Source organism: Sedimentibacter sp. (assembly GCF_033447055.1).
Classification (GTDB): Bacteria; Bacillota; Clostridia; order Tissierellales; family Sedimentibacteraceae; genus Sedimentibacter.
Map to the genome: position 1 here is coordinate 1 of NZ_JAWQJF010000128.1, position 14,277 is coordinate 14,277.

Below are 14,277 nucleotides of genomic sequence, written 5' to 3' on the forward strand. Positions count from 1 at the left end.
ATATGAATTATTTCCCTGTCCTATACTTATATTTAAACTATCACCTGCATTCCATACAGCCTGATTAATATATGAATACTTTATTATATCTACTAATGGAACATTATTATCATTTGTTTTCTCAGGATTCAATTTAAGACCTGTAAGTCCATCATATACCTCACCCCTCGTCATGGGTTCATCACGATCAATCCAGCTTACAATTTCTTCAATGATTTCATTTTTCATACTTGCATCAATTGCATATCCGTCCTTTAAATATCTTTCAACATTTGCTTCAAGAAACATTCTTAAATAAACTCTGATATTTAATTTTTTTCCTTCAATGCTTGGAACTCCGCCCGAAGCTTCTTGAGGAATATCTATTTCTATTCCAGTCTTACTGTCAAGCCCAAACTTACAAGCCATATCAATTATGTCCTCAGCATCAACTTTTACAGTATGAGGCTGATTTGTAGCCGGATTATATCCTAAAACTGTTGTATAAAAATAAAAGTTGCAAGAATTCATTATAGCTTCATACATTGTCTGATATCCGTGAGATCCGCCAAACATATTGTAAATCCAGCAACTGAAATTTCTTTCTCCGACCTTCATAGTACCGGCACAATAAATTTGTGTGTTTGGATCAACGCCTTTTTCAAGTGCTGCAAGAGCAGTAATCATTTTAAATGTTGAGCCTGGCTGAATTGCAGTAAGCATCGCTATATTATAAAGAGGTCTTGGTGCCAACGGATTCTTAGAATCATTTAAAAGGCTGTTCCAGTCTTCTGATGATATTCCTGTAGAAAACATGTTTAAATCATAGGATGGAAAGTTTGCCAGTGCCAATACTTCTCCGGTTTTTACATCCAATGCAACCAAAGCACCGGATTTTGCATTTTCATACTTGTCTTTATAACTGAAATTACCCCACTCGCTTTCGAAAATGCCTCCTGTTTGTATTTGTTCAAGTCCCTTTTGCAATGCTTCTTCAGCTTTCTTTTGCAATCTTAAATCTATTGTAAGATACAAATCATCTCCGGGTACAGGAGCTTGGCTGGATACTGATTTTATAGTTTTTCCAACATTATTGACTTCAACAGTTTTCTTGCCTTTTTCTCCTCTTAAATAATCTTCGTATTTTTCTTCCAAACCTGTTTTTCCGATTATGTCATCAGGGCTGTATCCCTTTTCAACAATATAATCCTGAACTTCATAATCTAGAGCTATTTTGCCAAGATACCCAAGAGCATGAGCTGCTGAGTCGTATTCAGGATAAAAACGCAAAGGCTCAATCTCAACATTTATTCCATTTAATTCATGCGATCTTTCAGATATCATAGCAACAGTTTTCTCTGAAATACCGTAGCATATATCAACAGGATGGTATGACAAATAATTTGTTTTGTTATAACGTTCTCTTATAACCATCATATTTCTCATATCATAGTCATTTATTTCAGGATTGATTTTCAATGATTCACGGAGCAAATAGAATACTTCTTGAGCCGAATAATTTTCTGCATATTCTTCAGTTCCTTCAATTTTTACATTGTAGTTAATCCAGTTTCTTTTGTCTCTAATAGGAGTATATTCCCATTCAGCTATAGATATATTTGGATTTTCGTATTTTAACAGCTCAATTTGCGAATAATATTTGACTTCGTCATCTGTTATTAAATTGTACAATATATCATAGTTTTTAAATGAAATTTCTATCACAAAATCATATGCTATAGTATTTTCTTCTAAATGCTGCTGATTCAAATATTTGTTTTTCACTTCATCATCTGTATATTCAAATGAGCCAATTTCTCCTTTTTCAACAAATTCAACAGGTAAATCCGGATATATTGCTTTTAATCTTTCAAGAAGAATAACACCTGGAATTACTTTTTTTGAATTTGATTCATATACTGTCTGCAATAAATTATTAATTGAATATTTCATAGTCAAAAAAACAAAGTCATCCTTTGCTTCAGAAGTTGCAGTAATTTCTTCATGATTAAAATTCAAGTTCCTTTTTATAATTTTATATTCTTCATCCTGTATAAATGAAAATTCCTCAAGTTTTATATTTTCCAATAGGCCCTTTGATTGTATAAATTCATATGATAATTTTCTTATTTTTGAATTAGAAAATAAAGCATTAATATATTTATTATTTTTAACTAATATTTCAGCAATGACTTCATACGGATTTGAATTTTCATTGAATTCATTTTCTGTTTTCCACAGTTTAATCGAATCTTTTTGTTCTTCTTCTGTAACAACAAAAACATACTGTCCGTTTGACAATTCAATTGGAACATACATATCTTTTAAAATGTTATTTAACACTAATTCCATTGGACTAAAAGTTTCTCCATATATTACAATGCTGTAATTCAGCCAATCTTTCATATTATCTTTAACAGCTTGAATTGCTTTTTCTTCAGCCGTTAGATAAATCACTTCAGAATTTTCATCGTATGTGTCGTTTTGATTTTGATAAATACTCTTTGATTTTTCCAATTCTTCATCAACATATTCAAATGTATCTAGTTCAATTGGAAAATCATCAATTGGTCTTTCATTGTTTTTATCTAACAACTTAGATAAAATATACGAGATTTCATTAAAATTTTCAGAATCTATTTCATCCTTATACATTTGAACGGTAAAACTTGTAACATTATCCGCTAAAAGTTCACCATTTCTGTCTAATATTTTCCCTCTTGGAGCTTTAACCGGTATATCTTTAATTTTTTTTACATCAGCAATATCCCTGTACTCTTCTCCTTCAACTATGGTTAGCACAGCCATTCTAAAACCCAACACACAAAGCAGGACTATAATAATCGTATATAAAATATTGAATCTGTTTGTTAAAAATTTATGTAATTTCAACTAAGTCACCTCTAGTCTTTAAGGCCTATTTTACATTCAATTTATTGAATATAAAAATAATAAATTTTACTACAAAAACAACAAGTATGGTATTTATAACTACTTCAAGAAAAATGCTGCTGATTATGCTACCTGCATATTCAACTCTGTATTTAAGAAAAAACAAAATTAAATACATGAACAAATGCATTGCTACAGTAGAAACTGCCGTTATAGTGCAATAAGCTATATTGTTTTCACTAAGCATATCACCATTGTAACATCCTATGACAGAACCTATAATAAAATATATTAATGTATAGATGCCAAATACATCATAAATCATAGCATCGTACAAAACTCCTGTTATTATACCGACAATTCCCCCTGTCACTCCATCTGACATCATAGCAAAAACAACTACCAATATTAAAGAAATATTAGGAACGGTACCAAAAATATCAAAAAAATTAAACAGGGATGTTTGAAAAACAAAACTTACTACTACAATAGCAGTCATTGTGCCTAATTTTTTCATTTAACTACTACCTTTCATCTATCTTATCATTTTGAAACTTTGAGCACATAAACCCTGTTCAATTTAGTAAATTCAACAGCAGGTTCTACGACAACCTTCTGGGTGGATGCATCGGTGGTTTGAATAACCTCTTTAACATCTCCAATATAAATGTCCGGAACATATATTTCACCTATTCCTGATGTTACAATATTATCGCCTTCACTTGCTTTTGCTTTACTGTTGAAGAAATATCCTGCTACAGTACCATCAATACTTCCCTGAATAATTCCACTCTCATCGCTGTTAATGTCTCTAAAACTTATTTTACAGCTTTCATCCAACAAAGTTATTACTTTTGACCAATTAGATGATGTTTCTACTACTATACCTACAAGTCCTATTTGAACTACACCATTTTCTGTTTCAACAGCATAAATTACAATGTCATTTTTTTTCAAACCGTCATTTTCGCCCTTGTCTATGGTAAATCTACTAAACCAATTTGAGTCGTCCAAAGCAATTACTTGTCCAACAATATAATCATACGAAAGGTTTGTTTTCATTTCATATTCAGTTTTTAAAGCATCTGACTTATTTACAATGTTTTCTAAAAATCTTACTTGTTCCTTTAATTCGTGTACATTGTCAGTCAACATTATATTTTCTTCACGCATTCTCACTATTTCCTGGACAGAAAAAAAAGAATTGGTTAATGTCTGTCCGGTATTGAACGTAAGTTTTTGAAAACCCGAAACAACATTCCCCAGGAATCCCAAATTTACGCCGTCCATTCTGCCTATTGAAGACAGTCCAATTAATATGATTAATAAGAAAATTGTAAACAAGAATAATATTCTTTTATAGTGATTTTTAATAAAATTCATTTTTCACCGCTACATATCCTCACATATTTTACCTGCACCCAAAGCAACACATTGCAACGGGCTTTCAGCTATATAAACCTTTAATCCGGTTTCTTTCTCAATATAAATATCCAAACCTTTAAGCAAAGCCCCGCCGCCTGTCAAATAAATACCATTGGCATAGATATCAGCAGACAATTCAGGAGGTGTCCTTTCAAGTACTCTTTTAATTGCATTAACTATACTATTTACTGTTTCCATTATAGACTCTCTTATTTCATCACTTGTAACAGTCATGTGAAGAGGAAGCCCCGAAACAATATCTCTGCCTCTTATTTCCGTTTCTTTAATATAGTCATTTTTTGATTTAATTGATTCTCCATCAGAATCAGTTTCCTTAAAATTTTTTGCAAGATTCTTTTCTAAATAATATTCTTTACTTGCATTGCCTAGTATCATTTTGATTTTTTCAGCTGTAACAAGACCTATTTCCATTTTATATTTAAGTTTTATATAATCCTTTATATTAACATCCATATCATCTCCTGCTATTCGCAAAGAGTCGCTTTCAACAATACCTCCAAGAGAAATTATTGCAATTTCAGTTGTGCCTCCGCCAATGTCAATTATCATATTTCCAACAGGTTCATCTACTGGTAGCCCGGCACCTATAGCTGCAGCCATCGGTTCCTCTACAAGCTTAACTTTTCTTGCACCGGAATCCAGTGCAACTTCTTCCACGGCTCTTCTTTCAATAGAAGTTACACCTACAGGAACACATATAACAACATTAGACTTAATAAAGCGCTTTTTGTTCAATGCCTTGTTAATAAAATATTTAATCATTGCCCTTGTTATTTCAAAATCAGCAATCACTCCGTTTTGCAACGGTCTTATTGCACTTATTGTTTTAGGTGTTCTGTCGAGCATCGCTTTTGCATTTTCACCAACAGCACAAACCTCATTTGAACCGTTATTAACTGCCACAACTGACGGTTCATTTACTATTATTCCTTTATTGCTAACATACACCAACGTATTTGATGTTCCTAAATCTATTCCTATTTTTTGTGTAAACAAATCAAAAAATCCCATATTTGTTTCCTTTCATTGAGTAGTTTTTAAATCAAACCTTCTTCTTTAAAACTAAAAAATACGCCATCACCAATAATTATATGGTCTAACACTTTTATCCCTAATATTTTACCGCACTCATCCAATCTGTTTGTAAGCACTATGTCTTCGTGGCTAGGCTCTGATTCTCCGCTTGGATGGTTATGTACTAAAATAATTGAAGAGCACGAATTAGCAACAGCTTCCGTAAATACTTCCCTTGGGTGGACTATGGAACTATTCAAACTTCCAACGGAAATTTGAGAAACTTTTTTTATATTATTTTTTGTATCTAACAGTATAATCTTAAAATACTCTTTTTTGTAATAACGCATCTCCTCCATCATAACAACCGCAGCATCGCCAGGCGAAGAAATTTTAATTCTATCTATTTTTAAAGTGCTTATTCTTTTGCTGATTTCCGATATAGCCATAAGCTGAGCTGCTTTACAATCATTGATACCTTTGAATGTTTTAAACTTTTCTACAGATCCCCCGGCTATATTTCTGAGTCCATTTCCATCTTCATTAAGAATTCTTTGTGCCAGCATAACAACATTCTCATCTTTGCTCCCGGTCCTTAATATTACCGCAATAAGTTCGGAGTTAGACAAAGTATTAGCTCCATATTTAAGCAATTTTTCCTGTGGTCTGTCATCCAAAGGCATTGATTTTATGGTATAATTAGTATTGTCCATTTCAACCTCCAATATGCAATATTTAAAACAAACTAAGTTTAACTAAAGCAAATTTTGATAAAAATGTTTTGTCATTATATTATTTAATTTATTCATAGGCAAACCCTTAACATTGTTGTAACAGCCATTTATTTTTTTTACCAGCAATTCTCCGTAACCTTGTATGCCATATGCTCCTGCCTTGTCAATATATTCACCTTTATTTAAGTATTTAATAATAAAATCATCACTAAGTTCATTGAATTCTACAAATGTTTTCTCGTAATCAACAACTTTCATTCCTGTAGCACTGTCTATAACACAAAAACCTGTAAAAACACTGTGCGTATTACCTGAAAGCAACTTGAGCATATTAAATCCATCTTGAAAATCTTTAGGTTTTCCAAGTATTTTATCAAGAAAAACTATTGTATCTGCTGATATAATAATACCTTCATCTCTGCATTCATTATATACTTTCATAGCTTTTTCAAAAGCTATTTTCATAACGGTTGTTTCGGGCATATCATATTCATTGACCTTTTCAAATATATCTGACGGATAAATTATTACATTTTCAAAATATTTCGAAAGCATCTCAATTCTCCTTGGAGATTTAGATGCTAAAATTATTTTTTTCATAGCACATCCTTAAAGTTTTCTGTAAGCTATTATTGCAATAAATATACCTATTATTCCTGCAACAGTAAGATTGGCACTAAATCCAAATGTCAAAGTAAATATACTTAAATCTAAAGTTGCCGGGCCAAAGCCTATACCTTCTCCGTAATTTAAAATAGGAAGAATTCCAGAAAAGGACTTACCAAGAATTGTACCAATGATAACAGATGTTAAGAGCAGCAAAATTAAATAAACGGAATTTCCCTTCTTCATGTTAAACCTCTCTTCCTAATTTCAATACAGTCTTACTTAAATTATCTGACATAAATATTGTAGTATACCCAACAAAACATCCTGTAAAAATACTCACTAATGATAAAATAGGCAAATAATAATACAAGTTAAATGTTTCGAATAATATTGCAGCAACTGTAACTTGTGTTGCATTATGAGTCATAGCTCCTAAAACGCTTATGCCTATAAGACTTAATCTTTTAAAGTATTTTAAACCAAGGCACATCACAACAGTACTCATAATTCCACTTGCAATACTGTAAATAAAAGTAATTGGGTTAGTGGCAACAAGCATTAAAAGAATACATCTTAAAATTACTACCAACAATGCATCTTTAAAACCAAACACAACAACTATGGTTAATGTTATAATATTTGACAAGCCAAGCTTTGCTCCTGGAGCTATGTATGGCAATGGTATCATACCCTCTATAATACTGAGTATCAATGCCGCTGCTGTAAGCAGTGACAAAAAAATATATCTTTGTAATTTACTCATAATTTTCTCTTTCTTAGTTTATTATGCTACTTCGCAATGAAGTCAAGTTCATTTTCTACATTCTCTTGTTCTATTTTTATTAACAGTTGATTAGGAAGACAAACAATGATTTCACCATCATTGCTGATTTTCCCTTGATTTACGCAATTTTTATCCGGGCAACTTGCATCCTGTATCCATATTTCACCATTTTCAATATGTATGGTATTAAAATCTGCATCCTTATCACCTATAGTAAATTCAGTTTTATAATCATCAGTTAAAACATATTCACCAACCAATTTATTTTTTGAATATATATATGCTTTTTTTTCATTGGCATGAACAACATTGCTTCCTCCGAAAAAGATCATTGCGATATTTACTACCACTATTCCTACAATTAATGCAATATCAAATTTGTTAATTTTCTTATTCATAATATTCCTTTTAATTATTTAGATTATTTATTTTATCATTGTTTAAACTTTATTTCAAGATTGTATATATAAATTTGGAACTTTTTCGACATAATTTAATTCTAAAAAACTCAATACATAATAATTTCTAATTTACATACATAAATAAAAATGCTAAGATTAATATATAATAATTCATATATCATAATATAATCTTAATTTGAGGTGATAACTTGTTAATATACAAAATAAATCAAGACAACTTAACAGAAACAACTTTTGAATCATTTACTAATGATGAAATTGGGAAATATTGGATTTTGTTCAACGTTGATGAGCTATGCAAAAAAAATGCTTATTTTAATTTCAGTCACCAATCTGTTAATGAATGCATTCATAACGATGATACTCCAAAACTTGATATTTATGAAAATTACAATTTTGGAATACTTAATATAATTGGTACTAATCAAAATTTATTCAGTGCAGATGAACTTGACTTTTATATGACCAAAAGGTATTTAGTTTTCGTATCAAAAAAAAATTTAAACATATTCAAAGAAATAAAGGATGATATATATGCTAAAGGAACACTAAACCTTGGCTTGGAAAATATACTTTACACATTATTTGATAAATTGACTGCAAAAGACTATAATATTCTTTCAAATTTAGAATCTGAAATATCGAATGTAGAAGAGGATGTTATAGAAGGAAAGATTAAAGACTACATAACAGATATAGTATCATTGAAAAATAAACTTTTATTTTTAAAAAAACATTATGAGCCACTTTTAGATATTGTTGAAGATCTAATTAAAAACGAAAACAACATTCTTGGTGAAAAATCAATTTCACATTTTGTTATATTATTCAATAGAATTGAACGACTTAACAGAAAAGTAGGAAATTTAAGAGATTATGCAACTCAAATAAGAGAATCTTACCAGGCACAATTAGAAATCACTACCAATAACACAATGAAGCTTTTTACAATTATAAGTGCTGTTTTTTTACCACTGACATTCATAGTGGGATGGTATGGTATGAATTTCATATATATGCCTGAGTTGCACTGGAAATTTGGTTATATTTTTGTCATGGTTCTCAGCGTTTCTGTATTGGTTTTTTGTCTCTGGTTATTTAGAAAAAAGAAACTCTGGTAATTTACAGTAACATAATAAAATTTATGGCAACGAATATCTATTGCCATAAATTTTTCCCAAGATTTAAATTTTTCATGCTTCAATTACCATAAAATCAGTAACAAGTCTTGATAATTTATTTTTTGAATCAAATCCGTAATATGTAGGAAACGTCCCATCATTCCATCCGCTTGCAAAAACAATTATATTATTTCCATTACTTTTGTCAATCTTAACATCTGCACATGAATAATCACTGTTTTTTACTGCATCCCTTATACTATTTTCATAATTATCAAGTTCATCTTCATCCATTACATCAAGAATTTCCATCACATGTTCATCCATAAAGCATCCAAGACCGTTTTCAACTTCATAACCCATAAATTCATCAATTCCAAAACCTTTTGCAGATTCACCTTCTAACAATGCCATTTCCCATTTAACCGGAACGTTGTCATTAAATCTTATTTCTGAAATCACCGTTTGTGTTTTTCTGTTTTCTGTCTTGCCAACATATATATTTACTGTATATTCGCCTGGTTTAACATGTTCAGAATAGCTTTCATCATCATACATCAAAATAGGGTCTGTTGCAATAATTTTGCCGGTTGTAAGTTTAAGCTTTCCTACTTCAATTTTTTCTATATTCATTCTACCAAACTCTGTATCAATCATATGAGTATTTCCATTTGTTATATTAAGCACATCTAAATTTATATACATATATTGCTCCTTTGATTATTTTTTTCTTTCATCCAGAATTCTTTTCAACTCATCCATAAAAGTATTAATATCTTTAAACTTCCTGTACACAGAAGCAAACCTCACATATGCAACGTCATCTACGCCTTGGAGTTCATTCATTACTAACTCACCAATTACTTCGGTAGATACTTCATTTTGAAATGTATTATATAACTGCTTTTCAACTTTGTCTGCAATTCCTTCTATTTGCTCAAGACTTACTGAACGCTTGTCACAAGCTCTGATGAGACCATTAATGATTTTATCCCTGTTATAACCCTGTCTTGTTCCATCTCTTTTTATTACAACAATTTGTGTTTCTTCAATTTTTTCATATGTTGTAAAGCGATATCCACATTCAATACATTCCCTGCGACGCCTGATTTTAAATCCATCATCGGTTGGTCTTGTATCTACAACCTTGCTTTCAGAACAATTACACTTTGGACATTTCATAATATTCTCCTTTTATTGATTTTACTAAACATTTAACATAAAGTAAATACAATTATTTAATTATTTTAAATTGCCCATAAATTTTGCTTCTTCAATAATAAACCTTTCGTGCATTCCTTCGCCTATTTTCTTGTCCTCATCATAAGCATCAACTTTAAAAACAAGTCTTTTTCTGTCTATTTCCATTAATTCTGCTTCTGCCCAAACTTTTTTGCCAACTGCTGTTGCACTCATATGTTTTACATTTACACTTGTTCCAACTGTTGAATATCCCTCAGGCAGGTATTCTTTAACAGCATTCATTGCTGCTCCTTCCATTAACCCAATCATCATTGGAGTTGCAAAAACTTCAGCTGCTCCGCTTCCAAAAACTTTTGCAGTATCATTCATAGATACTATTTTTTCTTCTTTGTTTTTAAGTCCTGTATTTAAATTAAACTCCATAATTCTTCCTTCCTTTCCTATCTTTCCTAACTTATAATTAAATATACAACTAATTTTACAGATTCTTACTGTTTTCCATATATATACTCATGCTTGAAAATGCAAAGCTTACTTGTTCATTATTGAAAATATCAATTATTTTAAAATTAATATCATTCTTTATATTCATATATTCCGTATAATCTGCAGTGTTAGTCAAATATTGAACTACTATGTCCAATGAACTTGAACTGAATTTATCAAACTTAACCAATGCAGAATTTTCTTTGACCATCGGATGATTGTCAAGCATATTTTTAATTTTTTCAATTGTATTTTTTAATTTATCTGAAGGAGTGTCATAAACAGCACCTAACGTAAAATTCGCTCTTCTGTTTTCTCTTGCACTGTAGTTAATAAGCTCTCTGTCAGCAAATCTTGAATTAGGAACAGTAACCAATTCCTTGTCCACTGTTCTTATTTTTGTACTTCTAAGCCCCAATTCTTCAACTATTCCTTCAAAGGAGTCCACTCTTATCCAGTCTCCAACGCTAAAAGATTTATCAGTTAAAATAACAAACCCTCCAAAAAAATTTTTAATCAAATCCTGTGATGCCAACGCAAGTGCAGCACCTCCTATACCAAGACCTGCAAGAATGCTGCTTAATTGTTTGAAGTTGAATTCTACTGCTATAGCTGCAACTGCTATTACTATTATAATTACTTTTATGAGCTTTGATACAAGAGGAAACACAGTCTTGGACATTTGTGTTCTTTCTTTTTTATCATTTATATTTGTATATGCATTGTTCAATTCAGCAGCATAAGCCGTTACTATATTTAAACCGCATTGAGTTAAAGTTATTATAATAAATGTTCTGTAAACTTTGTTTATAAATCCTGCAATATTTGCGTTAAATGGAAGTACAATAAGAGCAAAGTATATGCCTGTAAATGTAAAAAAGTTTACCAGCGGCTTTTCAATTGAGTCAACAACCAAAGCAATATTTTTCAAATTATACTTTTCTGATAATTTTTTTAAAATTTTAATTATTATATTTGTGATAAAATTTCTGAACAACAGCAGTGCAAATAAAATTATTACAGCTTCTGCTACTGTCTGCATACTTACTTCACTTGTAAAAATCATAATTTTTCCCTTTCTTCTTTTTTATTAAATATAATTATATAATAAATATCAAAAATTTAAAAGAGGTTTTGATAAATCAAAACCTCTAATTATTATTGACTTTTTAAAGCTTCTACCGGTGGCAGAGAAGATGCATTTATTGCCGGATATACTCCAAACAACAAACCTGATGTAAGTGCAACAAATACTGCAATACGTATTGAATCAAAACTTACAACAGCTGATAGTCCATATTTTGACACTAAGCTTACTGCCCACGCTCCCAAGACTATGCCTGTTACGCATCCTATAATGCTCACATAGACCGCCTCAAGCAAAAATTGTATTAATAAATCTTCCTTCTTAGCTCCCAGAGCTCTTCTTACTCCAATTTCACTTGTTCTTTCCGTTACTGCGACAAGCATTATGTTCATTATGCCTATTCCTCCAACCAATAGAGAAACTGCAGCAATTCCGCCAAGGAGAACTGTCATAATACGATTTGCCTGGTCTGCTTCTTTTACTAAATTATTCAAACTTGTTATAGTAAGAGGTTCTTCACCCTTTGTAAACACATTTTCATCTTCTGCTGGAACTTCTGGTTCCGGCATAGGTTCAACCGGAACCTCAACAGCTTCGCATTCTTTAGAAACTTCTACTTCTCCTCCTTGACCTTGGCCCTCACCATTCTCGGGAGTTATATTGCTTCCCATTCCAACTTTACGCTTATAAATTCTTCCGAGCTGAACCATTGCCAACTCAGCATCTTCTGCATTGGCAGATTTTGCCCAAATTTCTGAAACATCTTTTGTTCCTGATATCTTCATTGCGGAGGTGTATGGTATCACTATTTTATCATCTATTCCATCACCCTTGCCTTCTCCCTTTTCTCCTAATACACCTACAATACGATAATTTATACCGTTTATTTTTAATGTCTGGCCAACAGGGCTTCTGCCATTGAGAAAAGAATTAGCTACATTATAGCCAAGCACTGCAACCGGAGATCTTTGTTTTACATGAAGTGATGTAAAAAAGTTTCCCGAAACAACTGCATGATCTTTTATTTCAGGATATAATTGGTTAACACCAACTATATTCATTTCACTTTCATCTCTTCTCCACCTTACAGGTGTATCCTTAGTATATACCACAGGTGTGGCATATTGAATTCCTGTCACTCTGCCGGACAAATTTTCTGCTTCTTCTGGTTCAAAAGTAACAGTATCTACATTTGATTTTATAACAATTACATTTTCACCTAAACTTTCAAACTGAGATACAATAGATTTTCTTGCTCCTTCCCCTATGCCCATTAAGCTTACCACAGCTGCAACTCCTATGGAAATACCAAGCACAGTAAGGAATGTTCTCAGCAAATTTGATGTAATACCGTCAAATGCCATTAAAGCAGAAAACTTCAGTCTTACAAGAAGGGATGTAATATTTCCTCTATCTTGCATTATCATCACTCCTTATTGATTTGTAGGTAACAGCGTGTCATTTTCCGGCACAGACTGGCTTGGCATTAAATCCTTTGTGCTGCCGGTTACAACAAGTTGACCTTCTTCTAAACCGCTTAATACTTCGACAAGCATATCGTTCATTAACCCAGTTTCTATTTCAACTACTTCTGCTTGACCATCAGCATTTAAAACTTCAACTTTTTGGATGCCATTTTCTTCAAAAACTGACTCTATTGGAACTAGAAGTGTATCGAAAGCTTCCCCGGAATCAACAAAGCAGTTTGTATTCATACCCGGTCTTAAACCTTCTCTGCCTACAACCCTGATTTGTACATTATAAACTGTTTTACCGTCTCTATCTGTATACTGATTAAGACTCATAACACTGCCTTCGAATTCTTCACCGGGAAGGGCATCTACTGTAACTGTTACAGGTGCATCTTGAGTTATGTATAAAACATCAAGATCACTTACTGTAGTGTATATAAACATTTCATCTGTATTGTACATATCCATAAGCTGCAATGACCATTGATCACTAGATTCCGACGCTTGAATTGTATCCCCAACATTGTAATTTACGTAAGACACCATACCGTCTGAAGGAGCAGTAACCATTAGTTTGGTTGACAGTTCTGAAACTTTGTCTATTTTTTCGTAAACATCTTCTATTTCATCATTTAATGTATCTATTTTGTCATATTCAGCCATTATGCTTTCAGTATCATGCTGAATTAATTCAGTGACATCACTTCCTGCAATGCGGACTAATATCTGCCCTTCTTCAACAAATTCATTTTGGCTCACAGGAACATCTGTTGCTATAATTGTAGTATTATCATCAGAAGAATATAGAGTGCTGTAAACTTTCTTTTCATTTACATATGATGTTACAGTTCCCTGATAAGAAAGCCCGGTAACCGGTTGACCGTTGGTTTCAGTAAATATGGCAGCAGCCATACCTGGTTGAACAAGTCCTGGATTATCAGCCGCAATTTCCCCATTATGAACGTATGTCATGCTGTCTAACCCTGGAAAAGGATTTGAATTGAGTTTGTGACTTGTACCGGAATAAT

16 protein-coding genes are annotated in these 14,277 nt (G+C 31.8%); 1 reads left to right on the plus strand and 15 read right to left on the minus strand.

What is annotated here, in order from left to right; all coding sequences use genetic code 11:
- The 9 genes from SA378_RS08685 to SA378_RS08725 all read right to left on the minus strand — a co-directional run.
- Positions 1-2,871, minus strand: a 2,871-nt coding sequence (locus SA378_RS08685) for a penicillin-binding transpeptidase domain-containing protein (protein ID WP_318525594.1), incomplete at its 3' end; no start/stop codon positions are given.
- Between the two features lie 25 nt (positions 2,872-2,896).
- On the minus strand, positions 2,897-3,388 hold the full coding sequence (mreD, locus tag SA378_RS08690; RefSeq protein WP_318525595.1) for a rod shape-determining protein MreD: 492 nt from the start codon (positions 3,386-3,388) through the stop codon (positions 2,897-2,899).
- Between the two features lie 26 nt (positions 3,389-3,414).
- Positions 3,415-4,254, minus strand: coding sequence for a rod shape-determining protein MreC (gene mreC / locus SA378_RS08695; RefSeq protein ID WP_318525596.1), 840 nt, complete (start codon positions 4,252-4,254; stop codon positions 3,415-3,417).
- 9 nt (positions 4,255-4,263) lie between these two features.
- Positions 4,264-5,328, minus strand: a complete 1,065-nt coding sequence (locus tag SA378_RS08700; protein WP_318525597.1) for a rod shape-determining protein — start codon at positions 5,326-5,328, stop codon at positions 4,264-4,266.
- A gap of 26 nt (positions 5,329-5,354) precedes the next feature.
- Positions 5,355-6,044 carry a RadC family protein gene (radC, locus tag SA378_RS08705; RefSeq protein ID WP_318525598.1) on the minus strand — a complete coding sequence of 230 codons (690 nt, stop codon included), beginning with the start codon at positions 6,042-6,044 and terminating at the stop codon, positions 5,355-5,357.
- 42 nt (positions 6,045-6,086) lie between these two features.
- Complete coding sequence (locus SA378_RS08710; RefSeq protein ID WP_318525599.1) at positions 6,087-6,665, minus strand: Maf family protein; 579 nt, start codon at positions 6,663-6,665, stop codon at positions 6,087-6,089.
- Between the two features lie 9 nt (positions 6,666-6,674).
- On the minus strand, positions 6,675-6,917 hold the full coding sequence (locus SA378_RS08715; protein ID WP_318525600.1) for a DUF4321 domain-containing protein: 243 nt from the start codon (positions 6,915-6,917) through the stop codon (positions 6,675-6,677).
- Between the two features lies 1 nt (position 6,918).
- Positions 6,919-7,437, minus strand: coding sequence for a Gx transporter family protein (locus SA378_RS08720; protein ID WP_318525601.1), 519 nt, complete (start codon positions 7,435-7,437; stop codon positions 6,919-6,921).
- Between the two features lie 26 nt (positions 7,438-7,463).
- Positions 7,464-7,856: a NusG domain II-containing protein gene (locus SA378_RS08725; RefSeq protein WP_318525602.1), complete on the minus strand. Its 393-nt coding sequence runs from the start codon at positions 7,854-7,856 to the stop codon at positions 7,464-7,466.
- A 212-nt stretch (positions 7,857-8,068) separates the two neighbouring features.
- On the opposite strand from SA378_RS08725, the gene SA378_RS08730 reads away from it, so the two are divergent.
- Positions 8,069-9,001 carry a CorA family divalent cation transporter gene (locus SA378_RS08730; RefSeq protein WP_318525603.1) on the plus strand — a complete coding sequence of 311 codons (933 nt, stop codon included), beginning with the start codon at positions 8,069-8,071 and terminating at the stop codon, positions 8,999-9,001.
- Between the two features lie 72 nt (positions 9,002-9,073).
- Here the strand turns inward: SA378_RS08730 and SA378_RS08735 are convergent, their stop codons facing one another.
- From SA378_RS08735 to SA378_RS08760, 6 genes are all read right to left on the minus strand, one after another.
- The gene (locus tag SA378_RS08735; RefSeq protein ID WP_318525604.1) at positions 9,074-9,706 is read right to left on the minus strand and encodes a DUF4241 domain-containing protein; all 633 of its coding nucleotides are present in this window, start codon (positions 9,704-9,706) and stop codon (positions 9,074-9,076) included.
- 15 nt (positions 9,707-9,721) lie between these two features.
- On the minus strand, positions 9,722-10,183 hold the full coding sequence (nrdR, locus tag SA378_RS08740) for a transcriptional regulator NrdR (protein WP_318525605.1): 462 nt from the start codon (positions 10,181-10,183) through the stop codon (positions 9,722-9,724).
- A 60-nt stretch (positions 10,184-10,243) separates the two neighbouring features.
- The gene (locus tag SA378_RS08745; RefSeq protein WP_318525606.1) at positions 10,244-10,627 is read right to left on the minus strand and encodes a thioesterase family protein; all 384 of its coding nucleotides are present in this window, start codon (positions 10,625-10,627) and stop codon (positions 10,244-10,246) included.
- Between the two features lie 55 nt (positions 10,628-10,682).
- Complete coding sequence (locus SA378_RS08750; protein ID WP_318525607.1) at positions 10,683-11,756, minus strand: mechanosensitive ion channel family protein; 1,074 nt, start codon at positions 11,754-11,756, stop codon at positions 10,683-10,685.
- A gap of 92 nt (positions 11,757-11,848) precedes the next feature.
- Positions 11,849-13,198 carry an ABC transporter permease gene (locus SA378_RS08755; RefSeq protein WP_318525608.1) on the minus strand — a complete coding sequence of 450 codons (1,350 nt, stop codon included), beginning with the start codon at positions 13,196-13,198 and terminating at the stop codon, positions 11,849-11,851.
- 12 nt (positions 13,199-13,210) lie between these two features.
- Positions 13,211-14,277 (minus strand): efflux RND transporter periplasmic adaptor subunit (locus SA378_RS08760; RefSeq protein ID WP_318525609.1); only part of this gene is annotated, 1,067 nt, incomplete at its 5' end.